Below are 23,755 nucleotides of genomic sequence, written 5' to 3' on the forward strand. Positions count from 1 at the left end.
ATTAAATTTCATTTCAAATTAAATCTACGCTTATGCTAGTAATATAAACATGTAGTTATGTGTAAATTAATATGAAAAATCTTGTTACGGAGTGGGTTTTAACAAGGTGTAAGTTAGTTTTTGTTAAAGTGAGTAATAGTTGGAATGAGCCCTGCAACTGAAACACCCCAGATGAACCCTCTCTTTCTTCAATAACTTCCCCGTAGATCCCGTTGTTACCAAATTGTATTAATTAAAAAGATAACCCGCCATTTTCCCAATGCTAGTCGCCAAAAACATAATCAGTTAAAAATTCCAAAAAGATTCCTGAAAGGGTTGGTTTTTAATCAACCAGCAGAATAAGAAAAAAAATAATGGTTAATTTAAATATTTAATTTTACCAAATGAGCCATAGAATTTATTTAATACTCAAAATGACGCATTAAACACAATTTAATATTGGTATTAACAACATGACGCAAAAAATAACATTATCTTTTTCTAAAACTCTGGCGCTTGGTGGGATGACTCTCGCACTCTTTCTTGGAGCCGGGAATATTATTTTCCCACCACTGGTTGGTATGCAAGCTGGGAGTAATACGTTTACAGCTGGATTTGGTTTTATCATCACCGCAGTATTATTCCCCGCGCTGGCCATCATATCGCTGGCCATCAATGGTGGTGATATTAATGAGTTAACTCGGCCATTAGGTAAACGAGTAAGTTTCATTTTTATGAGTGTCTGCTTTCTAACTCTTGGTGTTCTGTTTGGGACTCCAAGAACAGCAACAATCAGCTACGAACTTATTGCTCACGGAGCAAAGGAGTCCTGGGGTCAGAAACTTCTATTTTCAGTGGCATTCTTTGGCCTTGCCGGCGCAACACTGGCCAAGCCGGGGAAACTACTAGAGATAGTAGGATTTGTTCTTTCGCCTTTGAAGATCAGCGCATTAATTTTCATTGGAATTTGCGCATGGATTCATCCAATTGGTGCCATTACTGTTGCAGAAAATGCCTATGAGGTACATCCATTCAACATGGGTTTTATAAACGGCTATCAGACCCTGGACGTTATTAGTGCCCTCTGCTTTGGCGCGATTATTACGCATACCTTGCAACAACGCGGCATTGCCCATAAAGCCGGAATTTTTAAATACTCCACAACTGCCGCCGTTATTGCCGCAGTGGGGCTGATTCTGATTTATGTCTGCTACCTTTCAATGGGTGCTCACAGCCCAGTATTACATGCCACTAATGGGCTGCAGATCATCAGTATATTTGTGGAAACCCTATTTGGTGCTTATGGACGTATCCTTCTGGCGGCGATAATTACCCTTGCCTGTCTGGTCACGGCAATCGGCCTGATAACCGGTACTGCCCAATATTTCAACCAAAATACTGGAGTATCTTATGGATTGCTGGTCGTCATTTCGCTGATTGCTTCTGCTGGTATTTCCGTGCTTGGCCTAAATTCGCTGACTGCTTTTGCTGTGCCAGTACTTTGCGCCATTTATCCAGCAGCATTAACCGTTGTGGCCCTCGGGATCATTCGCAAATGGATTGATATTCCGAGTAATTTATATGGAATCATTTTTTACAGCTCACTCTTGATAGGGATTATGAGTCTGTTTGTCCACAGCTAAGTAATATCCAACTATTAATATTTTGGACGCTGGCCGATAAACAGAGTCCGTTATAATGAGATTTAAGGATCTGCAGTCTCAACAAGACTACAGATCCTTTTCACTATATTCATTCCGGTGTTCATCAAACTTCCTTCCGAATTTAATTGCCTACTGAGAGGTTTAGGTGTTTGAAGATGCTCAGATTTTTTCCTGATTAACCCGATTGGACAGCTCCTGATGGCTTTCTTTCCTTTCGCTATAGCGGTCGGCCAGATACTCAGTATGCCCTTTCAGGATTAACGTTATTTTGAACAGTTCTTCCGCGACATCCACAATCCGGTCATACCAGGCTGAGGGTTTCATACGTCCTTCATCATCAAATTCTTGCCACGCCTTCGGTACTGATGACTGATTTGGAATGGTGAACATTCGCATCCAACGTCCAAGTATTCGCATCTGATTTACCGTATTGAATGACTGCGAGCCACCGCTAACCTGCATTACGGCCAGTGTTTTCCCTTGTGACGGACGAACAGCGCCTTCGCTCAGTGGTATCCAGTCAATCTGAGCCTTCATCACTGAACTCATGGCTCCGTGTCTTTCCGGAGAACTCCAAACCATTCCATCACACCACCTGACCAGTTCTCGCAATTCGAGCACTTTCGGATGGGTTTCCGGTGCGTCATCAGGTAAAGGCAGGCCGGAAGGGTTAAAGATTTTCACCTCGGCCCCCATTTCGCTAAGTAAACGCCCTGCTTCTTCGGCTGCAAACCGGCTGTACGATCGCTGCCGAACTGAGCCGTAGAGGATCAAAATACGCGGCATCGATTGGGTATCGTTTTGCAGTTTGCTGGCAATCTCATCATCAAAACATTCCCGTTCGATTGCTGATAAATGCGTCATGAAATTTCTCCATCTTAAACACTAAGCTTTAAAAGAAAACATATATGATTTATCATATGTATCATAAATTCATAGCGAGGTTCAACATGCTACAGCCTGTTCAGCTTTTTAAACTGCTTGCCGATGAAACCCGTTCAACCATCGTGATGCTACTCCAGGAGTCCGGTGAGCTATGTGTCTGCGACATCTGTTCAGTGACAGCAGAATCCCAACCAAAAATATCGCGTCATATGGCGCTATTACGAGAAGCAGAGCTGGTCACCGATCGCCGGGAAGGAAAATGGGTGCATTATCGCCTGTCACCACATATGCCGGCCTGGGCTGCGACCATTATTGAATCCGCCTGGAATAGTGAGCGAGAGAACATCCAGAAAAAGCTCAGTGCAGCTTCATTATCCTCATGTTGATAACGATGAAACACATTTACTTATTCAAATATGTTTGGAGTTTGTAATGTTAGTGGCTAGTGCGATTTTTTTGCTCACTCTTGTTTTGGTCATCTGGCAACCCAGAGGTCTTGGGATTGGCTGGAGCGCCATACTAGGCGCTGGTCTGGCATTACTAACAGGTGTCGTTCACCCTGGGGATATCCCGATAGTCTGGCAAATAGTCTGGAATGCGACTGCCACCTTTATCGCGGTGATAATCATCAGCCTACTGCTGGATGAGTCTGGCTTCTTTGAATGGGCCGCATTGCATGTTGCACGCTGGGGCAATGGCCGCGGCCGACTGCTTTTTACCTGGATTGTTTTGCTGGGTGCAATGGTGGCGGCACTGTTTGCCAATGATGGTGCAGCACTTATTCTGACTCCGATTGTCATTGCGATGCTGCTGGCGCTGGGTTTCAGCCGGGGGGCTACGTTAGCTTTTGTCATGGCTGCAGGGTTTATCGCTGATACGGCCAGTCTGCCGCTGATTGTCTCGAACCTGGTGAATATCGTTTCGGCCGATTTCTTTAACCTTGGTTTCACGCAATACGCAGCCGTGATGGTGCCGGTTAACCTTGTCGCCATTGCGACAACGCTGGTTATGTTGCACCTGTTTTTCCGTAAGGACATCCCCGCCGTTTACGACGTTGCTCTGTTAAAAGAGCCAAAAGAAGCAATCCGGGATCCCAGTACTTTTAAAGCCGGTTGGCTGGTCCTTCTTTTGCTATTAGTGGGGTTCTTTGGCCTGGAACCACTCGGCGTACCAGTCAGTCTGGTGGCCGCCGTTGGGGCACTGATTCTGCTTGCTGTGGCAAAGATCGGTCATACCATTAATACCGGAAAAGTGCTGCGCGGTGCGCCCTGGCAGATTGTGATTTTCTCGCTGGGTATGTACCTGGTGGTCTATGGTTTGCGCAATGCGGGACTGACTCACTACCTTTCCGCCCTACTCAATCAACTTGCAGAGCAAGGATTGTGGGTGTCGACATTAGGAACAGGGTTCCTGGCAGCCTTCTTGTCATCAGTTATGAACAATATGCCGACTGTTCTGATCGGAGCCCTATCAATTGATGGCAGCGTTGCTTCGGGTGTTATCAAAGAAGCAATGATTTACGCCAATGTTATAGGTAGCGATTTGGGGCCAAAAATCACCCCTATTGGCAGTCTGGCGACATTGTTATGGCTGCATGTTTTGTCGCAGAAAAATATAACGATTACCTGGGGATATTACTTCCGAGTAGGCATAGTCATGACTATTCCTGTGTTGATCGTCACGCTTGCGGCATTAGCCCTGCGGTTGTCAGTAGCCCTATAACTATTGTTTAAATTACAGGCCTGGAAGAGATATTTTATGGGCCTAAACGAGAGATCAACACGATGAGCAATGTAACTATTTATCATAATCCCGCTTGTGGAACGTCCCGTAACGCATTGGAATTAATTCGCAACAGTGGCACTGAACCCACAGTTATTCTGTATCTGGAAACGCCGCCAGCCCGTGATGAACTGAAAAAGTTAATCGCCGATATGGGGATCACGGTCCGTGCGTTATTACGTAAGAATGTCGAACCTTACGAACAATTAGGGTTGGCAAGCGACTCCTTCAGTGACGACCAGTTGATTGATTTCATGTTGCAGCACCCAATCCTGATTAACCGGCCAATTGTTGTCACCCCTCTGGGTACCCGGCTATGTCGGCCTTCAGAAATAGTTCTGGATATATTGACTGATGGGCAACGTGGCGCATTCACCAAAGAAGATGGTGAGCAGGTTGTTGATGTACAAGGTAAGAAAATCGACAAATAGAGGACAATCAACGAACTATTAGCCGCTGCAGGTTTTAATTCTTGCAGCGGCTATTTGCTGTGTTTGTGCAGGAATAGAATCCTCGATTCACCATGCTTCTGGTTCGCGAAGCATATGTACAATATTACAGGGGCTCATTACCCATCCTCCTTTAAATCCCTCTGGCAAAGGCTCGACAGCATCACATCTGACAACTCCACACTTTTCGATATGTGTTTCAGCTGACTTAAAATCGGGTGTGAACATTTCAAGCCAGACCTCAGCCTGGCTCAAACCTGGTGCTTCATCAATCCACAAACGGTTCGGGCCAAATACAAACCCGGTAGCGGGTGATTTATCTGTGATTTCCTTGAGCCCGATGGCATTACGATAAAAATCAAGCGTCTGCTGGTATTGGTGTGATGGCACTTTAATCGCGATATCAATACCGCCCTTAATGTCTGCATTCATAAAATTTTCTCCTGACTTAACGTTGCAAAAAGCAGAACAGTACAAGACAGATTTTGAGGAAAAGACGAGCCATTGCGCTCATCTGTCAGGATAGTCGAGAGGGAGAAAATTGGATGGGCTACAGCTCAATGGACATGTCCATGCAGCGCAGGTCTGCCTGGGCAAGAGCAGAAGAATGGAGGTTTTCACGTAGTAGAATAAAGCCATGTTTTTCATAGAAAGATTGCGCGTTAGGCGTCGAGGACAATGTTAATTGTTTAAAGCCACGTTTACGCCCTTCATCTTTAATCGCTTGCAGAATAAGCCCGGCAAACCCTTTGCCGATATAATCGGGCGAGGTAAAAATAGCCTCAACACTCCCCTCAGAAAGATCGAGATAACCTGTGGCGACAGGTCGATTGTCTTGCCCATCAACCACGAAAAATGGATTGTCCGCGATAACCACTCTATATTTTTCAGGCATTGCTTCAGGTGTCCATGCTGCAATTACCGCAGCGCTGTAACTATTCTGGCATCCATGGCGTATAGCTTGATTTCTGATGTTCCAGCACTCTTCTGCCTCTGCAGGCGTTGCCAATCTAACTTTCATCACTTCACTCCCCATTTGCGCGAATTTACCTGAATCACGTTATTCACCCGAACCTTTACTTTTTTCATACCCTATTTAAAATGTCTATAATCATTTCTTCTTTATAGGTATTCGTCCAATGCGCCATTGATGCTGCCGTCTATCTGACGGCCAATTTACTAGTCCCGACTTATCGGGCCAGTTTCTGGCATCTATGGAGTAGTTACATGACGAATTCATTCATTACGCTTGAAAGCGTATCTTTTGTATTACCTGACGGCACACCGCTGTTCTCACAACTCAATGAATCTTTCGACTCACGTCATACCGGCCTTGTTGGGCGAAACGGTGTGGGTAAAAGCGTTCTCTCGCAAATTCTGGCCGGGATAATCCCTCCTTCATCGGGCAGATGTAACTGTTCCGGCGTTGCGTATTATCTGGCTCAGCAAACCCACTATCAGGCAGAAATGACCGTTGCAGAACTCGCAGGGATTCAATCCATTTTTGGCGCACTTGAGCGCATCGAAATGGGTAGTGTCTCAATGGCAGATTTTGAATTGGTCGGCCAGCAGTGGGATATACGCCAGCGTTTGGACATTGAGTTAGAGCGGTGTGAACTGGGGCATCTTGCGCCATCAACACCTGTCAGCCAGTTGAGTGGCGGCGAAGCCATGCGCGTGTCACTCATAGGGGCCTTGCTTTCACAGGCCGATTTTTTGATTCTCGATGAACCCAGTAACCACCTTGATAGAGCAAACCGACTTGCATTGATTGCTCAGTTACAACGCTGGCCTGCCGGGCTATTGGTGGTAAGCCATGACCGAGAATTGTTGGAATCGATGCAGCGGATTGTTGAGCTTTCATCCATCGGCTTGAACAATTATGGCGGCAATTACTCGTTTTACGCCCAGCAAAAAACGCAAGAAACACAAAGCGCACTTCAGCTGCTGGAACAGAGAAAACGTGAACGCCAGCGCGAACAGAAGAACCTTCAGGATCAGAAAGAACGTTTAGAGAAACGGCAATCGCGTGGTCATCGCCAGGGGCGAGAAGCTAATCAGGCTAAAATTTTGCTGGGTGGACAAAAGCAACGCAGTGAATCGTCGGCCGGTAAATTAAACCAACTCCATCTCGCCGCTCAGGAATTACTTGATCAACGCGTGCATGAAGCGGCAACGCGCGTTGAAGATAATGCTGAAATCGTTGTGCATTCGCTTGCTGTGAACTCTCCTTCACGGCGTCTGGTTGCAGAGCTAAATCAGATACAACTGCCTTTCGTGACAGCTTTTTCTTCACCATTGAACCTGTCGATATACGCTCAGCAACGCATCGGTATCGTTGGATGTAACGGCTGCGGAAAATCGACACTTTTAAACGTACTATCTGGCAAACTTCAGCCATTAAGCGGTGCTTTCCGTATCCCACATGGGCATACCTTACTTAATCAACATCTCGACAACCTTGATCCGCAACGTTCAGTTCTGGAGCAGATACGTGAAGCCAACCGCAATGCCAGTGAAGCTGATTTGCGCATGCGGCTTGCGCAGTTGGGCCTGGATGCTCACAAAATCCAAATTGCCAGCGGATGCCTGAGTGGTGGTGAGCGCCTGAAAGCTGCGCTGGCGTGTGTGTTGTACGCTGATCCCGTGCCACAACTATTGCTGCTCGATGAACCCAGCAACCATCTGGATTTGCCTTCTATTCAGGCACTGGAGACAATGCTGCGGACTTATCAGGGGGCATTGGTGGTGGTTTCGCACGATGAGACGTTCTTGAAAAACCTGAATTTAACTGAACGCTTATCTATCACCGAGGGTAGCTGGCAACTTGAGGCGTGTTAAACGATTAAGGGGAAGTAAAAGATCATCAGCATGATAGCTAGTTTGTGACACTTGATTTGATCATCATGTTTTTAATAGGCTCTTTGTCGTTACCACAATGGCTATCGCGCAATTTTGCAAAGCAGAAGGTGAATGATCGTTGAATACGAATAAATATGGTCAGCCTGTGGGTTTCCCGCTTTCCGACTGGCAACCTGCACCCTTTCCGGCCCGAGCCCAGCTCTGTGGCCATCACTGTTATCTTTTACCTCTTGAAACCAGCCATTGCGGTGATCTTCTTGAAGCGTTCTCACAGGCGCCTGATGATAGAGACTGGACCTGGCTTGGTGCTGAGCAGCCTACCTGCTTAGAGCAAATGCAGCTTTGGGTTGAGAATAAAATTAACGATTCCGGGCTGGTTGCATGGGCCGTGGCGGAAATAAACAGTAGTCTTCCGGTTGGTGTCGTCTGCTTTAGCAATATTGATGTTGTTAACGGTGCGATCGAAATAGGACATGTCACTTGGTCACCCAGGATGCAACGAACCGCCATGGGCACAGAAGCCATATTTTTGTTGCTGAAAAATGCATTTTCTCTGGGCTATCGGCGCGTGGCATGGCGTTGTGACTCGCTCAACCTGGCTTCCAGAAATGCGGCAGACAGACTGGGATTCACATTTGAAGGACGCTTCCGTCAGGCCATGACACGCAAACAACGCAACCGTGACACGGACTGGTTATCTATTATCGATATTGAATGGCCAACAGTAGAAAGCGCACTTTCAGGCTGGCTTTCACCGGGCAATTTCAGTGCTCGCGGAGAGCAAAAGCGAAAACTTGCGAGTTTTCGAAGTAACCCATAACGTTTTCAATACTGATGCAATATGGTCGCTGGTGCGGCCATATTTGCTCCATCGTATTACGCGCTATTGCCCGCTATCAGTGATTTCAGCCCTAAGCCATTGCTCGAAAGCCTGTAGTGCAGTGTCATTTATTCCAGTCTCTACTGGTTTCACCAGGCAAAAGTTTTTACTCAGCACTTCAGATTTGGGCCAGGGCGCTGCAAGTGCCCCACTGCTGAGATCTTTTTCAACATACATCCACGGTACTAATGCCACGCCATCTCCTGCCAGCGCCGCTGCGATTGCCATTTCGTGAAGGTCATATCTGACCCCTTGTGCCGGATTATCGAGGAAAATTCCACTTTCACAAGCGTAGCTATACCAAGCCTCTGGATTTTGTCTGCGATGAATTCGCGGTAGCTCGTTTAACAGGCTGGAAAGATCTGTATCTGTAAGCAGCTCTGGATGACATACCGGAACCAGATTCTCCTTAAACAGGAAATCCATGCGCATACCCGCCCACGCGGGGTGATCGAAATGCACTGCCGCATCAAAGCCACTACCGGTAAGAATAAATGGATCGATTCTGGCCGCTATATTCAGTGTGATGTCTGGATGCTGCTTTCTGAAACCGCTCAAGCGAGGAATGAGCCAGCGGCTGGCAAAGGTCGGCAGCGCAGCTAACTCCAGACTTCTGTTTCCTTCCGGCATTCCCGTTATGTATTGAGTATCTCGGTCCAGGCGCTCAAGCGTTTCACCCACGTGACGCGCATAGCGCGCCCCGACAGGATTGAGCTTCACGCGACTTCCCGTTCGGTCAAATAGCTTACATTTCAGTAGCGATTCGAGGCGTGCAATTTGACGGCTGATGGCACCTTCCGTCAGCGAGAGTTCTTCTGCCGCACGGGCAAAATTACCGTGTCTTGCTGCGGCTTCAAAAGCCAGCAACGAAGCGCTACTGGGGATATTTCTACGCATAACCGCTGCCTTTTTAGTTGAGGGTGGGTTTTATCGTCAGTGACAAAATGTCACTGAATCATGAAATAATATCGATTCAGAAGCGATAATACAGCGTGTAGCATGACGAAATGTCAGTTGAAGGATTATTCCTTCTCCACAATTTGTCATGCTCTCAAGAGGAACTGTTCATGAGCTACCCGTCCTTTGCATCTCATCAAATCGGTGATTACCGGGTTACCGTCCTGAGTGACGGCAATATGTCTGCAAGCCTTGAATTATTGTGCGGTATTGATATTGCTGAGGCTGGTGAAATACAGCGTAATGCCGGGATTTCTGAACCAGGCAATATTCACATCAACTGTTATCTTATCCGTGGCGCTGGGCGAACCATTTTGGTTGATGCGGGTACAGGTGGTCTGAATAATGCTGGAGGGAAGCTCAAGGAAAACCTTTATGCTGCCGGCAGTAGCCCAGAAGAAATAGATACCCTTCTTTTAACGCACGGTCATCCTGATCACATTGGCGGCCTGCTCGACATTGAGGGGCGCGCCGTTTTTAAGAATGCGACACTCCATCTTAATGCTCTGGAAGCAAAATACTGGCGCAATGATACCTGGCAAAAACAAGCAAGTGAGCGTGGTCAACGCAATTTTGCGCTGGTGCGCCGAACGCTGGATGTCTATGAAAAGAGAGTCAGATTTTTGGATGGGAATGAGATTGTTAAGGGTATTCATTCGGTCTGGCTTCCGGGGCACACGCCAGGTCACACCGGGTTTCGCATTGAGTCGGATAATAAAAACCTGGTGATTTGGGGAGATATTGTCCATTTTCCGCATATACAATCAGCGCAACCGGCTGTTTCTATTGCATTTGACTGCGACCCGGTACAAGCGGAAGCGACCAGGAAAGAAATTCTGGAACAAGCAGCTCGAGAAAAATGGCTCATTGCAGGCATGCACTTTGCCAGACCAGGATTTGCTCACGTTATTCCTGAAAATGATGGGTATCGTATCGCATATTTTGAAGACTAACAGGCTACTGAAGAGCAAAGGATTGCTCGGAATCAATGCTTTAAAGATCTCGTTCTATTCAATTCACAGTGAGCTGGAATAATCGTAAAAAAGCGACTTTGCCCTTTTCTGTAATTGCCACTTCTCTGTAACCAGCGATTTTAGTTATCCACCCCTTTTGTTCAAAGAACAGCATCAGTGCAGCACCAGCACTGCCTCCAAGGTGAAATCTTCTCTCGCTCCAGTCAAGGCAAGCACAGGAACTTTTGCGCCTGCTATTAGGATCGATGAGCACGCCCATATTCTGAAACTGGAGCTTTCCCATCGGCGAAAGCAGATTACCATCAGGAGAAAACCAGCCTTCTTTGAACATGAAGTTATAGATTCCAACAGCAACTTCTCCGGCCATATGGTCGTAGCATGTCCGGGCAACACGTAAATGTGTGGGTGTTTTGGTCTCAAGCGTCTTTCCACTGTGCACTGATACCACCATCAAAGTTTCAAGAAGAGCTGCAATATCGCTTCCAGCCAGGCGGTAATAACGATGCCGCCCTTGAGACAGGCATGTAACTAAGCGGCTATTAAGCAGTTTTGCGAGATGTGCGCTTGTTGTTGATGCGGCGATATTGGCAACCGTACTTAATTCTGTTGCCGTCCATGCCCGTCCATCCATTAGCGCACAAAGAATGCTGACCCGGGATGGGTCAGCAATGGCCGATGCAACAACTGACATGGATGTTTCGAGATAGTCAGTTTCATCAACAGCAGCTTTTGAAACTTTTAAATTCATTCCGCAGGCACTTCCCATTGTTTGGTTACTTTAGCGGCGAGGTCGTTATTGTCGGTCAGAAGAATCAAACGATTATTATGATCGCTATATTGTACATTGATATTAATTCCATTCAGAGCAATGACATTGGCAATTTCACCAAGCTCTCCGGGCTTTTCTTGTTTTAACTTTCTGATTAATGGCAATGTGATATTTTTAACATTCAAACCAGCCTCGCTAAGAACTTGCCGCGCAAGCTCACCATCTTCAACCAGAAAATGAGCATGGCTTTCATTACCGATGGTAAAAACTCCGCCGCCTTCAAGTCCTACCCCGCTTTGGCCCAGTAAAGATCCCAGCGATGACAGTGCCCCCGGAGTATTGGTAAGAATAACGTGAATGTCATACATGGCCAGAATCTCTATTTTCAGATGAATAATCGCGCAGGACATGTGCAACTCTGATTCTGTAAAAAGAAAATATAGATTCCCGCCCTTCAAATTGAGCAGCCTGGTGTTTTAGGTTTTGTTTCCACGCTATGACAGACTCTTCACTTTCCCACCATGACAGCGACAGGATTTTTCCTACGGTATTCAGACTTTGAAAACGCTCAATAGAAATAAATCCTGCAATTTGCTCCAGCTCTGGCTTTAATTCTGCAGCCAGTTGGAGATACCGCTCTTGTTGCGCAGGTATGGCATTCGCTTCAAAAATTACCGCAATCATAATACTGCTCCTGAATGTACGCTTGTGAGGCCTACTATAGGGATTCAATAAGATGATGCTTCGTTGGTAAGCGAAGTATGAATGTTCAGGAGAAGTTACAGGGGTTTTTAATCGCCATTACGTGCGCTGATTTGTATGCTCAGCGCAGGTTCTTTGGCTCAATTCGCCCAAGAGCATCTTCATAAAAGAAGAGGATTGCTGGCGTTAGTCGCTACGCGCTGTGGGCAACAGTATTAGCGCGGTACAACAAACAGTGATTTGCATTTTGGGCAGAGCAATGTTTGCCCCTGGCGAATTTTGTTAGCGGGAAAAGAGGCTTTATTTCCACAGATTGGACATGTCACAGTGCCATTTGTGGCGTTACTAAAGCGCTTCATTGCATAATCGAATATAGACATGATGATTAGCCTTTCAATGAATGAGGTTCATCGTATCACGCCCTGATCAAATAGCGCACAAATTATCCAGCAGGCAATTGAACCTTAAATTAATAAAAATATCTGCAGCCAGAAAATTAAAAATTTAACATTAAAAACTGTACCTTAATGCGTTGAATATCCAACAGTTGGGGTACAGTTCAGGTCGTTAAATTATGGTAATTTAAAATGTCTGCCAGTGACCTTCTGATGTATGTTTTTCCTGCTTCGTTGGGACTAAGAGCGGAGCCACAGGCATCGTGTTTTTATCTTCACCATTCAAACGTAAATTATTGGTTCTTTTTTGAAGTTCTACGACCTGGTTTTTTAAAACGTCTGAGGATTCCGCGAGCTCCACAACGACTGCAGCATTACTCAGAGTGACTTTTTCCAGTTCGGACAAAGCAATGGTTATTTGTTGAATACCTTTTTCCTGCTCATTAGTCGATATGAAAATATGCTCCATCAGCATGTTAAGATCATCTGATCCTGAAACGATGTCGTGCATGTTTTTTTCTGCTTCAGATACAAGTTTTGCACCCTGCATTACATTGGTATTTGTTTTTTCAATCAGTGCTTTTATGTTTTTGGCAGACTCAGAGCTTTTTTGAGCTAACACCCGAACTTCACCCGCTACCACTGCAAATCCTTTGCCGTGTTCACCCGCTCTCGCAGCTTCAACTGCTGCATTAAGCGCCAGGATATTCGTCTGAAATGCTATCCCATCAATAATGCTAATAATTTCGGTCATTTTCTTCGAACAATCAGTAATGGATACCATATTCTCCGTGAGTTTATGCATCAACTGACTCCCATGACCTGCAGATTTATGGGCTTCATTGGTTATATCGTTTAACTGACGCGTGTTTTCTGCATTGCTCTTTGTCCCCGCTGAAATCTCTTCCATGCTTGATGCTGTTTGCATCAGCATGGCCGATTGCTGTTCAGTTTTGACTGAGAGTTCGGCACTTTGGTTAGCCAGCGTGCCGGATAAAATGCTGGCCGAATTGGATGATTTTCTTATATCCATGACCAGACTGGATATTTCTTTTGCGAGGCTATTTATCCCTGGAATCAATTTCCCCGCACAGTTATTACCAAACTCGCGGATAGAAATTGATAAATTCCCTGAATTTATTTCATCAATATTTCTTTTAACCTCGTTAATCGGCCTCACAAGATATTTAGTCATGTAAAACCATAAACTTGAGATCAAGACAACTCCGGTGATGTTCAACATGAGGATGACACTCACATTTGCTACCAGAAGGAATGCCATTAGATCAATGAAGACAAAAGAGGCAGATATAAAAACAAGGATAACGGTTCTTACGCTGTAGTTGTTAAGCATACCTAACCCTATAACATGTTTTGCTGGTTCTTTATTTATTGTCGGTATTGATGAAAAAGCCAGTGCGCAATAGAAATTGAAGCTATGTATTGCCATAAGCAAATGAAATAGTTTTTTACACTTCTTTACCCTTCTACTTTTGAAGCGGGAAAATGAGTCTATAAAAAAACGGCACCATCGTGCCGTTAGCTTCTCTACATCACTTACTGTTCAGAGCTTCATCTGGCCAGTATTTGTAACCATTAACCATGGCTTGTGCGGCAAGGCCTTTTTCGGTGAGTTCGTATACACCCACGGGTTTAGGCACAGCTACATTGTCCGGAGCGACAGCACTTGCCGAAGCCCCCAGCGCAGGCAACCCTTTATCGTCATATTTAGCCGCGGCATTCGCATCAGCGCCGACAATATAGCCATTCTTAATGAAATTGCTCAGCGCTTTGCTGTCCTTAAACACCAGTACGGTTCGCTGTTGCTTCACCCCCATCCCCAGTCCTGCGCCGGCCTGTGCCATCTTCATATAGGTGTCTTTCCCTGACCTGAGATCTTTCACAACACCATATCCACTGCCAAATCCAAATAACAAAATCTTGCTGCTGTTATTGGAGAACACCGCATACCCTTTTGACTTCAGAATCTCACTGCGGGCTTCAGGGTGGACCTTATACAGCTTTATCAGCGTATCAATTCGCATCTGCTGAATGGCACTTCGTTGCTGGCTAGCCGTATCGCCCTTTGCGCTACAACCCGCAATAGCCAAAGCGGCAATTAGAATGAGCTTTTTGTACTTCATCTATATCCTGATTCAAAAAATAGGCGGCAAAACGAACAAATTCTGTTGCCAAATACCAAAAATAAGAATGCGGATTTTATGTTTCAACAGTGTTGCGTGTTATTTAATTTGTGCTGAATTTTATTTTCTTTGTTTAATTTTATACAAAATTTAACTGGAAATAATTTGATGTTAAAGATCAACGTGGCGTGCGCAAAAATCAGCCAACCAGCTAATTAAGTGGATATTACGATGAATGTTATATATGGTTATTTCTTTACTTGATTATTGACGGAGTCTTTACTCATGAAACGTAAAAGTAAAAATATAGCTGAAGCATATTTCTTTTCGTTCTTAAGCTACCTGGTGACAAAGTGGATTTTTTCTGATCTTTACTATTACATGCCAAAATATCTATATCCCAGGCTATCTATAGTGTCGATTTTCTTCGCACTAAGTTTTGGTTTTCTAACCTACAAGTTATATAAACTTATCATTTGGGCATTTACAGATTAACCCCTTTGCGTACTGCCTGAATAATAACGCAGTGCGATTTTGAAATTAACAAAAACCATTAGTAAAAGTTAAGCATGATGGTTTATATCTGCTGAACCAAACCTTCAGCGAGAGAACTAAAAATAATGACGTGCGTTTTACCTTTGCTTGCCGCAGGCAGTTTACGACTGGCTTTAAACCCGCTACTTAACCATTTTACCCATCTCACCGGGATTGAGGTTGCAGCGCAATACGGCCCGGCAGGGTTATTGAGAGAGCGCATTGAAGCGGGAGAACCCTGTGCACTTTTCGCTTCTGCCAACCGGGAGCATCCTCAACACTTACTTGCGACAGGTAAAGCGATCAAAACCGAAACCTTCACCTGGAATCAACTGGTATTAACTACGCAAAAAAACGGCGACTGGCTGGACTTGCTCACTGACCCAGCATTAAGGGTTGGTACATCCACGCCTGGGTGTGACCCGTCTGGTGATTACACATGGGCACTGTTTGATAAACTCGAACAGTTTCACCAAGGTCTCGGGCAGCAACTGCGCCTGCGGGCAATTCCACTGGTCGGTGGCCGTGACACACTCAGCGTTCCGCCAGGTGAACTGGCTAGCGCCTGGATTTTGCGCCAGGGCTTCGCTGATGTGTTTATCGGCTATGCGCATTATGGCAAAGTGTTGGCCGAGCAACCGGATGTCCGTTGCGTCGCGATTGCGCCTGAGCACAATATTCGGTGCGAATATCAGTTGGCTGTGCTCGAAAACTCCGCAGAGGTAATAGCGCTGGTTGAATTTATTCTTAGCCATAAAGGACAAGCGTTTCTGACTAGCGCGGGTTTTTTACCACTCACTTCTCAATCGTAAAGAGTGGCGCAACAAATGGGGTGGCGTAGTTGTCCATCCTTATTTTACGCAACGTTAAACCATACGCTTGATACAGATTCGCTTCATTAACGATGGTATCGGTCGTGCCGGCCAACCATTTCCCTCCAGGCAAAAGTAGCAGCGTATAAGTTGCGACCTGTAATGCATGAACTGGGTCATGGGTGGTAAAAACGATGCCGCGTTGCTGGCGGTGAGCCAGATCGCTAATCAGTTGTAACACTACCTGTTGGTTAGCTAAATCTAGTGCTGAGCACGGTTCATCCAACAATAAGATTTGGCTGGCAGTCACAAGTGCGCGGGCAATCATCACTAATTGCTGCTGCCCGCCAGAGAGGGAAGTAAAAGGCGTTGAAACCAACTGTGCAATATTTAACTGTTCCAGCGCCTCGATAACTTTATGCTTGTCCTCACTACCCGGCTGTGAAAATAGCTTCACATGCTGCGCCCTTCCCATCAGCACCACATCTCTTACTGTGTACGGAAAGGGCAAGTGCGAATGTTGCGCAACAATACCAATTCCGCCCTCATTCTCTATATTCCCGGCAAGGGGTTTTAATGTACCTGTCAGTGTGTCAAGTAAAGTACTTTTCCCCAAACCGTTACGTCCGAGAACTGCCCAAACCTCCCCTTGCTGGCAGTGAAAGCTGAGCGGTTCAAACAACGGCTCTTTGTGTCCATATAACAGTCGCTGAACACGTAGTTCACCCGTTTTCATCGACGGCCTCTGCGGCTTGAGTGTATTAGCAAAAAGGTAAACAGCGGTGCCCCCAATAAAGCGGTGATGATTCCCAGTGGAATTTCGGCTTGCATTAACGTGCGGGCAATATCATCGACGACAATCATAAAACCGCCCCCCATCCAGAATGCTGTAGGAAGCAAACGGCGATGGTCAACTCCCACCAGAAGACGCGCCAGATGAGGAATGACTAATCCCACCCACGCGATACTGCCGCTGACAGCCACCTGTGCTGCGACCAAAAATGCACAGCAAACCAGTACGCTGCGTCGAAGTGGTACCACGGAAACACCCAATGCCTGCGCGTCTTTATCGTTAAGTGACAATAAATTAATGCGCCAACGTAACTGGAATAAAATCGCGGTAGAAATCATGACCGGAACAGCCAGCATTATAACTTTATGCCAGTTGGCGGTCGCGAAACTTCCCAACAACCAGAAGACGATGTTAGGTAAAACTTCTTCTGTATCGGCCTGATATTGAATAAGGCTTACCAGGGCTGCAAAAAAACCACTCAGAATGATGCCGGAGAGAATAAGCACCAACGCGTTTTCTCGCCCCTGCAAAGCGGCAATCGCATAGACCAGAATCAATGCACTCAGTCCGAAGAAAAATGTCGACCCCATCATCAATAATGGTTCAAGACCTAGCAGAATCGCCAGTGTGCCGCCAAAGGCTGCGCCTGACGTCACGCCGATGATATGTGGATCAACCAGCGGATTATGGAAAACCCCTTGCAGGGTTGCTCCACATAACCCCAGCGCACCACCGGCAAGCAACGCCATCAGAATACGCGGCAGTCTTACCGTCCAGATGACCTGGTTGGCAATACCTTGCGTATCGGAGTAATGCGTTAGCTGATGGAGAACTTCACTGAGCGTAAGTGAATATTGACCTACGCAAAGTGAAGCAACTCCCAGCAAAAGCACTGAGATAATCAGTACCAGTTGCTGGGGAATAAATGACTCACTGCTTAGCATCGGTCTGCCAGTTCACACGATAAAAGTTATGGTAATAATCTTGCGCCTGGGCATCAACATCGACGTTTTTGTAGGCATCCGGATAGAGTTTTTTCGCCATCCACAATTCACCAATCGCCAGGGCTTCCGGCATTGGGTAACCCCAGGCTTTCGCGTATTCCGGCATTAACCAGACACGATGGTTTTTCACGGCATCAATACCCTGCCAGTTCGGGTCATTCAGGATTTCAGTTACCACCTGCGGATAGCGATCTTGCACGAAGATAACTTGTGGATTCCACTGTAATACCTGTTCCAGAGAAACCTGGCGCGCCCCTTTTACGCTGGCTGCGGCGACGTTCAGCGCACCTGCGTGTTTCATCATAAGCCCAGTGTATTTTCCTGAGCCATAAGTCATCAAATCAGGGTTCGCCATGTAGACACGCACTTTCTGCGTATCCGGGATATTTGCAACCGGTGCGTTAAATTTCTCGCGCGCCGCAAAGGTATACTTGATGAGTGCTTCACCCTCAGGTTTGCGCCCCACCACATCTGCAATCAGGCGGATACCTTGTTTTAGCCCTTCGTTGTAGGCCTGCTCTTCATCCGCCATCGTCGGATTCATTTTATCCTGCTGCCCGTCAGCATCTTTTCTCAAAGAGACTGCCACGACAGGTATTCCAGCACTTTGAATCTGCTGAATCATCTCAGCGGGTGCATAGTTGGCGACGAATACTACTTGCGGATGAATAGCCAGCAAGCTTTCGATATTTACCGAGGTGAGATCACCCGGCGTCGGCAGCGAGGTAATCTCAGGCATAAAACGTGAAAACTCAGGGCCAAGCTGTTTTTTCCAGCTGGTCATCACTCCTGCTATTTCATTTTGTGCATTGAGCTGAACCAATAGATTCAGGGTCTGATGCTGTAACACCACCACTTTTTCAACATGATCAGGAATAGTAACCTGGCGACCAAGTTGGTCAGTGATGATTCTGTCTGCCTGGGCGTTCAATGCGAAAAACATACTGGCAAGAACCAGTACGATATTACGAAGGATTAACATAATTGCCATCTGGGAAAGGAGTAAATTCGATATATATTAAATTATATAGCGAAGACATTGGCAACTGATTATCGATCCTTACTGCTTGCCAGGCTAAACATGGCTGATATCCTAAGCGCCATTTTCAGCTAATGACATTGCCAATGAACGCGCCTGAAAGCCTGCTATCTGTTCGTGACCTAACCCACTTCTTTGCCGGTAAAACACCCCAGGTGAATGCGGTGTCATTTGATATTTATCCCGGTGAGTTTGTTTCGATAATAGGGCCAAATGGTAGCGGGAAATCGACTGTGTTACGGCTTATCATCAGCGAACTGCTACCCGCCCGCGGCGAGATTGTGATTCGGGGTAAAGCGTTAAGCAGCATGAAACCCATTGAACGCGCGCGCTCCGTCGCGCTACTGACCCAACATGATAATGCAGATTTACGTCTAACAGTCCGGGAATATGTGGCATTGGGGCGCATTCCCTGGCAGGCCGAATATCCAAATGTCGAACATGAAAAGGCCATTACTGAAGCGATTGATGATGTTGGTATCACGCATTTACAACAGGTTTCTTTGGGGAAATTATCCGGTGGTGAGCGCCAACGAGCAGGTTTAGCCCGTGTTCTGGCACAACAACCGGCTTTGCTGTTGTTGGACGAACCGACCAATCATCTCGATCCACTTGCCCGTCATCAGTTGCTCAGCCTCGTCAGACACAAAAACATCACCACCATTGCGGTGTTGCATGATCTTGAATTAATTCAACCTTTCTCAGACCAGGTTCTGATGATGAACCAGGGGCAACTGATTTGCCGAGGTACGCCGGCGCAGGTTCTGGACTCCCCCTGGCTTGCAAAGATATTCGGTATGCAGAGCCTGCATGTTACACATCCCAACAGTGGCAAAACACTGCGCATCTTCGAAGCCCTGCCATCACAATTTGATTGAAATACAAATAACTAAGCATTGTTTGATCTGACCAGACCTATTCACCCCATCAATTCCTGTATGGTGCGGCGGTTTATCAGGAAGCGAGAGTTTCGCTTTCGGTTCTACCGTTTTAGCGCACGTCGCTATCCGGGAAGTGTGCTCAGGTGAGGTTCCATTCTGGACACCCTGTCCCCGCTATTCATGTGTGCAAGGTCAGTCACTTGCGGCAATAGTGAATCAGGAGTATGTGTGAAAAAATCAATTCTGGCGGCGTTACTGACCGTGATTTCTGGCGGCGCGGGTGCCTCTGGCTTCCCGGTCACCGTCGATAACTGTGGTAAACCAATGACGTTTACCGAGGCACCTAAGCGCATGGTCGTTCATGACATCAATATGTCTGAAATGGCCTTCGCTCTACATCTACAACCAAAAATCGTAGGCGTCAGTGGCATTTCTGGTTGGTACAAAAACATCCCCGCATTTACTCGTTTGCAGGGTTCTATCCCGGAGATTGCACCCAAATACCCTTCGATGGAAACGTTACTGGCGGCAAAGCCCGACCTGTTCTTCGCAGGCTGGAATTACGGTTTACGTGGCGATGTCACGCCTCAGGCACTGGCAAAATTTAACATCAAGACGCTGATCCTGAGTGAAAGTTGTATCCACGTTAATAGCCATCGCCCACGCGCCAGTATGGAGCTGCTATATGGCGATATGCTGCGCCTGGGGAAAGTCTTTGGCAAAGAAGAAGATGCCGTGAAATTGGTCGATAGTTGGAAAAGGGAGGTTGCGAACTTAACCCAAAAGACTGCCGGGCATAAACCAGTGCGCGTTTTCCTCTACGATTCAGGCGAAGATAAGCCTTTCACCAGCGGTGCGTATGCCATGCCAACGGCAATTATCGAAGCTGCTGGCGGTAAAAACGTCATGGATACGATGGATAAAAGCTGGGCCGCGACCAACTGGGAAAGTGTTGCTGCCGCGGAGCCTGAGTTTATTATTCTGATGGACTATCAGTCTGACTATAACGGTGGCGCTGATGGATTACGGCGTTTCCTGGAACAACATCCGCTGATGAAGAATACGCCAGCGGTGCTTCATCATCGCTATCTGAAACTGAAGTATCAGGAACTGACACCAGGCCCTGCCAATATCACCGCGATTACTAAACTTGCCCGCGCATTTTATCCGGCAGCATTTAACTAATGTTCGTTAACAAGCGTTTTTTGCTGGTATGGATAGTCGCCCCACTTTTGCTTGCGGGGCTCGTTCTGGCAAGTGTTGCGAATGGCAGCGTGCCACTCTCATTTTCACAAGTGTTGACCTCCCTCGGCCTGGTGCATGGTGAGGTCGATCCGATGATAAAAAGCATCGTGCTCGAATTACGGTTACCACGAACGATACTGGGCATGATTGCCGGTGCCGGGTTGGCTCTGGTCGGTTCCTTGCTACAAACCACCACGCGCAACGATTTAGCCGATCCCTTTTTATTCGGCCTCTCTTCTGGTGCTTCTGCAGGCGTGGTGCTGGTGATAACCCGTCTTGGCGACAGTCTGGGTTCGTGGACATTACCCATAGCCGCATTTGTCGGTGGGATGCTGTCTGCCGCGGCCGTGATGATTATCTTTATGTCGCAATCACATAAAGGAACTGAAAAGCTGATTATATGCGGGCTGGCGGTGTCATTTTTATTTGGGGCATTGACCAACTTCTTGATTTTTTCCGGCGATCAGCGGGCTGCCAGTAATGCACTGTTTTGGGCGCTTGGCGGTTTAGGTTATGCACGCTGGGAAAATCTCGGATTTGCCGCTACCGCACTGGTCATTCTCATTGTGCTGATATCCCAACGCTGGCGAGCCCTCGATGCCCTGTTGGCTGGAGAGCAAACCGCCTGGTCACTGGGTATTAACGTCAATCGCTTACGAACCGAGGTTTTCCTCTGCTGTTCTATGACCACCGCAATCCTGGTTTCGCTAACCGGTGTGATTGGTTTTGTTGGGTTGATGGTACCGCATCTGGCGCGTCCCTTTGCCGGAGTGCGTCACCGAAGATTATTACCACTGGTGGGTATAATGGGCGCAATCCTACTCTCTGCCGGTGACATTCTTAGTAGAACACTCGCAGCCCCTCAGGAACTGCCAATTGGGATTATCACCGCCGGTGTTGGCGGAGTGTTTGTCCTGGTGATTCTGCTACGCCGCGTCAGCTAAATACTAAGCGTCACTACGGCGACGGCCTATCCTAAGAATTGCCGTAGCTGAGTTAGCCATGTTGGCAAATGTCTGCGATACCAATCGATATATTTGCTGAGATCAGCCTTATGGTTGCGAGAAAGAATATCGAGGACTTCGGTGACTATCCATAGTTTGCAGATAGCAATCTCCTGAGCCAGTGCTGCGGCATCAGTGGATGGTGAAACTTCCTGATATCGTTTTGCGATATGAATGTAATCAGAGATGTTTCCCATTCCTTTAATTAAGGGGGCGAGGTCAATTGCCGGGCTGCCGGTACTGAATCGCTCCCAGTCATATAACACCACTTCTCCCTGATCTCTTATTCCCCAATTCCCTGCATTGGTATCGCCAGAGATAAGCGTTTGCGGGCTAAACAGGCATGCGCCATATTTTTCAATATCGAGAACAATCGCAACAGACTCATTCGGTAGCTTCAGCAGCTCAAGCGCGCTTGCTGTTTTGTTCTGCAGCCAATGGTGGTGTTTAAAGGCCCAATGCTTATCGACGGGGTATTGATGAATACGCGTAATAGTCTTCAACACGTCGTGGCGTTCCGCTAACGCATGTTGACTCATAGCGTGGGGAATATATTCCAGGGTTAATGTCTGGGTTTCGGCATCGCAAGCTAACAACTCGGGTATAGCGATACCTGCGGAGCGAAATGACGGAGCAACATATTGATAGAATTGAAACTCGACTGTACTGCTCGGGCTTTTTTCAATGCATTCGATACCATGGAATGACGTTCGACGAACACGGGCAGCCCCCATTTTTGCCAGACAATCACTCATCACTTCACCCCGCTATTGGTTGCTACTCCTGGTCTTTCTTACTTTGCCAGTTAGCCCACGGGCTATCAGCGGGAAGGTCTTGTGGCGCCTCGTTTGTTGTCTCTACCATATCGATATACAGATCTTCGACTTCCTTGCGCGCCCATGGCGTGCGACGCAAAAATTTGAGGCTGGACTTCACGCTTGGGTCGCTCTTGAAACAATTGATATTGATAAGTTTTGCCAGTTTTTCCCAGCCGAAATGTGCAACTAACGCATTCACAATAGCTTCAAGCGTCACGCCGTGCAGAGGGTCTTTTGATGAGTGGGTCATAATGCGTCCAGTAGATCTAAATAATTGCGCATAAGATACCAAAATAACGCGGCCTCATCTTTCTAAACGAGAACTTTCCTTACAAGCGTACGACATGTAGCCTACCCGTGCATACATTCATCAAGAGAATGATAAGGAATACGTAATGAAACATGCAGTATGGACCCTGTCGCTTGCCCTGCTAACCAGCACTTCTGCGCTGGCAACTGAGGCTAAACTCCCTGCCCCAATTACCGCCTTACAGCAGCAAGGATTTGAAATCAAAGGTGAATTTAAAGGCCCTGGCGACCTGGCAGGCTACGTGATGCAATTCCAGGGGCAAGGCACAACCGTGTTTCTGACCCCGGATAAAGAGCATGCAATTATGGGCAATCTGGTTGATGCCACCGGGAAAAACCTCAGCGATGCGCAAGTCGAGAAATGGGTTTATGCGCCCATGGCCAAAGAGATGTGGCAGAAACTTGAGAAAAACCACTGGATAGCAGCAGGAAAAGCAGATGCCCCGCAAATTGTCTATGCGTTTGCCGATCCTTACTGCCCGTACTGCACTCAATTTTGGCAAAATGCGCAACCCTGGCTGAATTCAGGAAAGGTACAGTTGCGTGTCTTAATGGTTGGGATGTTACGACCGGACAGTGGGCAAAAAGCCGCAGCCATCATGATGGCTGACGATCCGGCTAAAACACTGGCGGAATATGAAAGTAGCAAAGGGAAATTGGCATTAAAAATCCCGACAACCATCAAACCTGAAATCACGAAAGCGCTGGAAGATAACCTGGCGTTAATGGATGAACTCGGCGGAACGGCCACTCCTTCTATTTATTACCTCAATAAAGATGGGCGTCTGCAACAACATCAGGGCCTGCCTGATGAAGAAACCATGAAAACGATTATGGGTGGCGATAAGTAACCATTCACGGGTGACGTTGTCAC

Annotated in this window: 27 protein-coding genes; 12 read left to right on the plus strand and 15 right to left on the minus strand. The window is 46.9% G+C overall.

Annotation, left to right across the window (positions count from 1 at the left end):
- The first annotated feature begins 452 nt into the window (after positions 1 to 452).
- Positions 453 to 1,622, plus strand: coding sequence for a branched-chain amino acid transport system II carrier protein (gene brnQ / locus LVQ77_RS02465; RefSeq protein ID WP_232865802.1), 1,170 nt, complete (start codon positions 453 to 455; stop codon positions 1,620 to 1,622).
- Positions 1,623 to 1,802: 180 nt separating this feature from the next.
- On the opposite strand, the gene arsH is transcribed toward brnQ, so the two are convergent.
- Positions 1,803 to 2,507 carry an arsenical resistance protein ArsH gene (gene arsH, locus LVQ77_RS02470; RefSeq protein WP_232903559.1) on the minus strand — a complete coding sequence of 235 codons (705 nt, stop codon included), beginning with the start codon at positions 2,505 to 2,507 and terminating at the stop codon, positions 1,803 to 1,805.
- An 86-nt stretch (positions 2,508 to 2,593) separates the two neighbouring features.
- On the opposite strand from arsH, the gene LVQ77_RS02475 reads away from it, so the two are divergent.
- The 3 genes from LVQ77_RS02475 to arsC all read left to right on the plus strand — a co-directional run bounded on the left by LVQ77_RS02475 (position 2,594) and on the right by arsC (position 4,741).
- Positions 2,594 to 2,914 (plus strand): metalloregulator ArsR/SmtB family transcription factor, encoded by a 321-nt coding sequence (locus LVQ77_RS02475; RefSeq protein ID WP_232903560.1) that lies wholly within the window; start codon positions 2,594 to 2,596, stop codon positions 2,912 to 2,914.
- 46 nt (positions 2,915 to 2,960) lie between these two features.
- Positions 2,961 to 4,250 carry an arsenic transporter gene (locus tag LVQ77_RS02480; protein ID WP_232903561.1) on the plus strand — a complete coding sequence of 430 codons (1,290 nt, stop codon included), beginning with the start codon at positions 2,961 to 2,963 and terminating at the stop codon, positions 4,248 to 4,250.
- A gap of 62 nt (positions 4,251 to 4,312) precedes the next feature.
- Positions 4,313 to 4,741: a glutaredoxin-dependent arsenate reductase gene (arsC, locus tag LVQ77_RS02485; protein ID WP_232903562.1), complete on the plus strand. Its 429-nt coding sequence runs from the start codon at positions 4,313 to 4,315 to the stop codon at positions 4,739 to 4,741.
- Between the two features lie 87 nt (positions 4,742 to 4,828).
- On the opposite strand, the gene LVQ77_RS02490 is transcribed toward arsC, so the two are convergent.
- The gene (locus LVQ77_RS02490; protein WP_232865807.1) at positions 4,829 to 5,191 is read right to left on the minus strand and encodes a VOC family protein; all 363 of its coding nucleotides are present in this window, start codon (positions 5,189 to 5,191) and stop codon (positions 4,829 to 4,831) included.
- Between the two features lie 118 nt (positions 5,192 to 5,309).
- Entirely contained in the window at positions 5,310 to 5,780 is a 471-nt protein-coding gene (locus LVQ77_RS02495) for a GNAT family N-acetyltransferase (protein ID WP_232903563.1), read from the minus strand.
- Between the two features lie 206 nt (positions 5,781 to 5,986).
- Between LVQ77_RS02495 and LVQ77_RS02500 the strand changes: the two genes are divergently transcribed.
- A complete protein-coding gene (locus tag LVQ77_RS02500) occupies positions 5,987 to 7,600 on the plus strand; it encodes an ABC-F family ATP-binding cassette domain-containing protein (protein ID WP_232903564.1) in 1,614 nt (537 codons plus the stop codon).
- Positions 7,601 to 7,739: 139 nt separating this feature from the next.
- Positions 7,740 to 8,441 carry a GNAT family N-acetyltransferase gene (locus LVQ77_RS02505; RefSeq protein WP_232903565.1) on the plus strand — a complete coding sequence of 234 codons (702 nt, stop codon included), beginning with the start codon at positions 7,740 to 7,742 and terminating at the stop codon, positions 8,439 to 8,441.
- Between the two features lie 63 nt (positions 8,442 to 8,504).
- Here the strand turns inward: LVQ77_RS02505 and LVQ77_RS02510 are convergent, their stop codons facing one another.
- Positions 8,505 to 9,398 (minus strand): LysR substrate-binding domain-containing protein, encoded by an 894-nt coding sequence (locus tag LVQ77_RS02510; protein WP_232903566.1) that lies wholly within the window; start codon positions 9,396 to 9,398, stop codon positions 8,505 to 8,507.
- 170 nt (positions 9,399 to 9,568) lie between these two features.
- Here LVQ77_RS02510 and LVQ77_RS02515 point away from each other — a divergent pair, with 170 nt between their 5' ends.
- Positions 9,569 to 10,411 (plus strand): MBL fold metallo-hydrolase, encoded by an 843-nt coding sequence (locus LVQ77_RS02515; protein ID WP_232903567.1) that lies wholly within the window; start codon positions 9,569 to 9,571, stop codon positions 10,409 to 10,411.
- A 58-nt stretch (positions 10,412 to 10,469) separates the two neighbouring features.
- Here LVQ77_RS02515 and LVQ77_RS02520 read toward each other — a convergent pair whose 3' ends face one another.
- The 6 genes from LVQ77_RS02520 to LVQ77_RS02545 all read right to left on the minus strand — a co-directional run bounded on the left by LVQ77_RS02520 (position 10,470) and on the right by LVQ77_RS02545 (position 14,442).
- Complete coding sequence (locus tag LVQ77_RS02520; RefSeq protein WP_232903568.1) at positions 10,470 to 11,180, minus strand: ArsR/SmtB family transcription factor; 711 nt, start codon at positions 11,178 to 11,180, stop codon at positions 10,470 to 10,472.
- Positions 11,177 to 11,569: an amino acid-binding protein gene (locus LVQ77_RS02525; RefSeq protein WP_232903932.1), complete on the minus strand. Its 393-nt coding sequence runs from the start codon at positions 11,567 to 11,569 to the stop codon at positions 11,177 to 11,179. The genes LVQ77_RS02520 and LVQ77_RS02525 overlap by 4 nt, the downstream gene beginning before the upstream one ends.
- A complete protein-coding gene (locus LVQ77_RS02530; protein WP_232865813.1) occupies positions 11,562 to 11,885 on the minus strand; it encodes an antibiotic biosynthesis monooxygenase family protein in 324 nt (107 codons plus the stop codon). Before LVQ77_RS02530 ends, LVQ77_RS02525 begins: the two co-directional genes overlap by 8 nt.
- A gap of 233 nt (positions 11,886 to 12,118) precedes the next feature.
- Complete coding sequence (locus LVQ77_RS02535; protein WP_226812007.1) at positions 12,119 to 12,283, minus strand: YnfU family zinc-binding protein; 165 nt, start codon at positions 12,281 to 12,283, stop codon at positions 12,119 to 12,121.
- Between the two features lie 202 nt (positions 12,284 to 12,485).
- Positions 12,486 to 13,652: a methyl-accepting chemotaxis protein gene (locus LVQ77_RS02540; RefSeq protein WP_232903569.1), complete on the minus strand. Its 1,167-nt coding sequence runs from the start codon at positions 13,650 to 13,652 to the stop codon at positions 12,486 to 12,488.
- A 199-nt stretch (positions 13,653 to 13,851) separates the two neighbouring features.
- Positions 13,852 to 14,442: a lipid-binding SYLF domain-containing protein gene (locus LVQ77_RS02545; RefSeq protein WP_232865815.1), complete on the minus strand. Its 591-nt coding sequence runs from the start codon at positions 14,440 to 14,442 to the stop codon at positions 13,852 to 13,854.
- A gap of 620 nt (positions 14,443 to 15,062) precedes the next feature.
- Between LVQ77_RS02545 and LVQ77_RS02550 the strand changes: the two genes are divergently transcribed.
- Positions 15,063 to 15,788, plus strand: a complete 726-nt coding sequence (locus tag LVQ77_RS02550; protein WP_232903570.1) for a substrate-binding domain-containing protein — start codon at positions 15,063 to 15,065, stop codon at positions 15,786 to 15,788.
- Here the strand turns inward: LVQ77_RS02550 and LVQ77_RS02555 are convergent.
- The 3 genes from LVQ77_RS02555 to LVQ77_RS02565 are packed head-to-tail and all read right to left on the minus strand — an operon-like array spanning position 15,772 to position 18,567.
- A complete protein-coding gene (locus LVQ77_RS02555; protein ID WP_232903571.1) occupies positions 15,772 to 16,524 on the minus strand; it encodes an ABC transporter ATP-binding protein in 753 nt (250 codons plus the stop codon). The genes LVQ77_RS02550 and LVQ77_RS02555 overlap by 17 nt on opposite strands.
- Complete coding sequence (locus LVQ77_RS02560; protein ID WP_232865818.1) at positions 16,521 to 17,525, minus strand: FecCD family ABC transporter permease; 1,005 nt, start codon at positions 17,523 to 17,525, stop codon at positions 16,521 to 16,523. The genes LVQ77_RS02555 and LVQ77_RS02560 overlap by 4 nt, the downstream gene beginning before the upstream one ends.
- Entirely contained in the window at positions 17,512 to 18,567 is a 1,056-nt protein-coding gene (locus tag LVQ77_RS02565) for an ABC transporter substrate-binding protein (RefSeq protein ID WP_232903572.1), read from the minus strand. The genes LVQ77_RS02560 and LVQ77_RS02565 overlap by 14 nt, the downstream gene beginning before the upstream one ends.
- A gap of 143 nt (positions 18,568 to 18,710) precedes the next feature.
- On the opposite strand from LVQ77_RS02565, the gene LVQ77_RS02570 reads away from it, so the two are divergent.
- From LVQ77_RS02570 to LVQ77_RS02580, 3 genes are all read left to right on the plus strand, one after another.
- Positions 18,711 to 19,502 (plus strand): ABC transporter ATP-binding protein, encoded by a 792-nt coding sequence (locus LVQ77_RS02570; protein WP_232903573.1) that lies wholly within the window; start codon positions 18,711 to 18,713, stop codon positions 19,500 to 19,502.
- A gap of 231 nt (positions 19,503 to 19,733) precedes the next feature.
- The gene (locus tag LVQ77_RS02575) at positions 19,734 to 20,690 is read left to right on the plus strand and encodes an ABC transporter substrate-binding protein (RefSeq protein ID WP_232865821.1); all 957 of its coding nucleotides are present in this window, start codon (positions 19,734 to 19,736) and stop codon (positions 20,688 to 20,690) included.
- Complete coding sequence (locus LVQ77_RS02580) at positions 20,690 to 21,694, plus strand: FecCD family ABC transporter permease (RefSeq protein ID WP_232903574.1); 1,005 nt, start codon at positions 20,690 to 20,692, stop codon at positions 21,692 to 21,694. The genes LVQ77_RS02575 and LVQ77_RS02580 overlap by 1 nt, the downstream gene beginning before the upstream one ends.
- 26 nt (positions 21,695 to 21,720) lie before the next feature.
- Here LVQ77_RS02580 and LVQ77_RS02585 read toward each other — a convergent pair whose 3' ends face one another.
- Positions 21,721 to 22,509, minus strand: a complete 789-nt coding sequence (locus LVQ77_RS02585) for a phosphotransferase (RefSeq protein WP_232903575.1) — start codon at positions 22,507 to 22,509, stop codon at positions 21,721 to 21,723.
- A 22-nt stretch (positions 22,510 to 22,531) separates the two neighbouring features.
- Positions 22,532 to 22,822, minus strand: a complete 291-nt coding sequence (locus LVQ77_RS02590) for a VF530 family protein (RefSeq protein WP_154150454.1) — start codon at positions 22,820 to 22,822, stop codon at positions 22,532 to 22,534.
- A gap of 145 nt (positions 22,823 to 22,967) precedes the next feature.
- On the opposite strand from LVQ77_RS02590, the gene dsbG reads away from it, so the two are divergent.
- Positions 22,968 to 23,732, plus strand: a complete 765-nt coding sequence (dsbG, locus tag LVQ77_RS02595) for a thiol:disulfide interchange protein DsbG (protein WP_232903576.1) — start codon at positions 22,968 to 22,970, stop codon at positions 23,730 to 23,732.
- Positions 23,733 to 23,755: the final 23 nt, after the last annotated feature.

It is taken from the genome of Buttiauxella cochleicola (genome assembly GCF_021282435.1).
Lineage (GTDB): Bacteria > Pseudomonadota > Gammaproteobacteria > Enterobacterales > Enterobacteriaceae > Buttiauxella > Buttiauxella massiliensis.

Excerpts from the sequence above, each read along its gene's own strand:
- LVQ77_RS02510 (WP_232903566.1), bottom strand. The coding sequence starts at position 9,398 with ATGCGTAGAAATATCCCCAGTAGCGCTTCGTTGCTGGCTTTTGAAGCC.
- LVQ77_RS02520 (WP_232903568.1), bottom strand. The coding sequence starts at position 11,180 with ATGAATTTAAAAGTTTCAAAAGCTGCTGTTGATGAAACTGACTATCTC.
- LVQ77_RS02545 (WP_232865815.1), bottom strand. The coding sequence starts at position 14,442 with ATGAAGTACAAAAAGCTCATTCTAATTGCCGCTTTGGCTATTGCGGGT.
- LVQ77_RS02475 (WP_232903560.1), top strand. The coding sequence starts at position 2,594 with ATGCTACAGCCTGTTCAGCTTTTTAAACTGCTTGCCGATGAAACCCGT.
- LVQ77_RS02530 (WP_232865813.1), bottom strand. The coding sequence starts at position 11,885 with ATGATTGCGGTAATTTTTGAAGCGAATGCCATACCTGCGCAACAAGAG.
- LVQ77_RS02500 (WP_232903564.1), top strand. The coding sequence starts at position 5,987 with ATGACGAATTCATTCATTACGCTTGAAAGCGTATCTTTTGTATTACCT.
- LVQ77_RS02495 (WP_232903563.1), bottom strand. The coding sequence starts at position 5,780 with ATGAAAGTTAGATTGGCAACGCCTGCAGAGGCAGAAGAGTGCTGGAAC.
- LVQ77_RS02540 (WP_232903569.1), bottom strand. The coding sequence starts at position 13,652 with ATGCTTAACAACTACAGCGTAAGAACCGTTATCCTTGTTTTTATATCT.
- LVQ77_RS02535 (WP_226812007.1), bottom strand. The coding sequence starts at position 12,283 with ATGTCTATATTCGATTATGCAATGAAGCGCTTTAGTAACGCCACAAAT.
- brnQ (WP_232865802.1), top strand. The coding sequence starts at position 453 with ATGACGCAAAAAATAACATTATCTTTTTCTAAAACTCTGGCGCTTGGT.
- LVQ77_RS02570 (WP_232903573.1), top strand. The coding sequence starts at position 18,711 with ATGAACGCGCCTGAAAGCCTGCTATCTGTTCGTGACCTAACCCACTTC.
- LVQ77_RS02555 (WP_232903571.1), bottom strand. The coding sequence starts at position 16,524 with ATGAAAACGGGTGAACTACGTGTTCAGCGACTGTTATATGGACACAAA.
- arsC (WP_232903562.1), top strand. The coding sequence starts at position 4,313 with ATGAGCAATGTAACTATTTATCATAATCCCGCTTGTGGAACGTCCCGT.
- arsH (WP_232903559.1), bottom strand. The coding sequence starts at position 2,507 with ATGACGCATTTATCAGCAATCGAACGGGAATGTTTTGATGATGAGATT.
- LVQ77_RS02490 (WP_232865807.1), bottom strand. The coding sequence starts at position 5,191 with ATGAATGCAGACATTAAGGGCGGTATTGATATCGCGATTAAAGTGCCA.
- LVQ77_RS02565 (WP_232903572.1), bottom strand. The coding sequence starts at position 18,567 with ATGTTAATCCTTCGTAATATCGTACTGGTTCTTGCCAGTATGTTTTTC.
- LVQ77_RS02550 (WP_232903570.1), top strand. The coding sequence starts at position 15,063 with ATGACGTGCGTTTTACCTTTGCTTGCCGCAGGCAGTTTACGACTGGCT.
- LVQ77_RS02480 (WP_232903561.1), top strand. The coding sequence starts at position 2,961 with ATGTTAGTGGCTAGTGCGATTTTTTTGCTCACTCTTGTTTTGGTCATC.
- LVQ77_RS02525 (WP_232903932.1), bottom strand. The coding sequence starts at position 11,569 with ATGTATGACATTCACGTTATTCTTACCAATACTCCGGGGGCACTGTCA.
- dsbG (WP_232903576.1), top strand. The coding sequence starts at position 22,968 with ATGAAACATGCAGTATGGACCCTGTCGCTTGCCCTGCTAACCAGCACT.
- LVQ77_RS02580 (WP_232903574.1), top strand. The coding sequence starts at position 20,690 with ATGTTCGTTAACAAGCGTTTTTTGCTGGTATGGATAGTCGCCCCACTT.
- LVQ77_RS02560 (WP_232865818.1), bottom strand. The coding sequence starts at position 17,525 with ATGCTAAGCAGTGAGTCATTTATTCCCCAGCAACTGGTACTGATTATC.
- LVQ77_RS02515 (WP_232903567.1), top strand. The coding sequence starts at position 9,569 with ATGAGCTACCCGTCCTTTGCATCTCATCAAATCGGTGATTACCGGGTT.
- LVQ77_RS02590 (WP_154150454.1), bottom strand. The coding sequence starts at position 22,822 with ATGACCCACTCATCAAAAGACCCTCTGCACGGCGTGACGCTTGAAGCT.
- LVQ77_RS02585 (WP_232903575.1), bottom strand. The coding sequence starts at position 22,509 with ATGAGTGATTGTCTGGCAAAAATGGGGGCTGCCCGTGTTCGTCGAACG.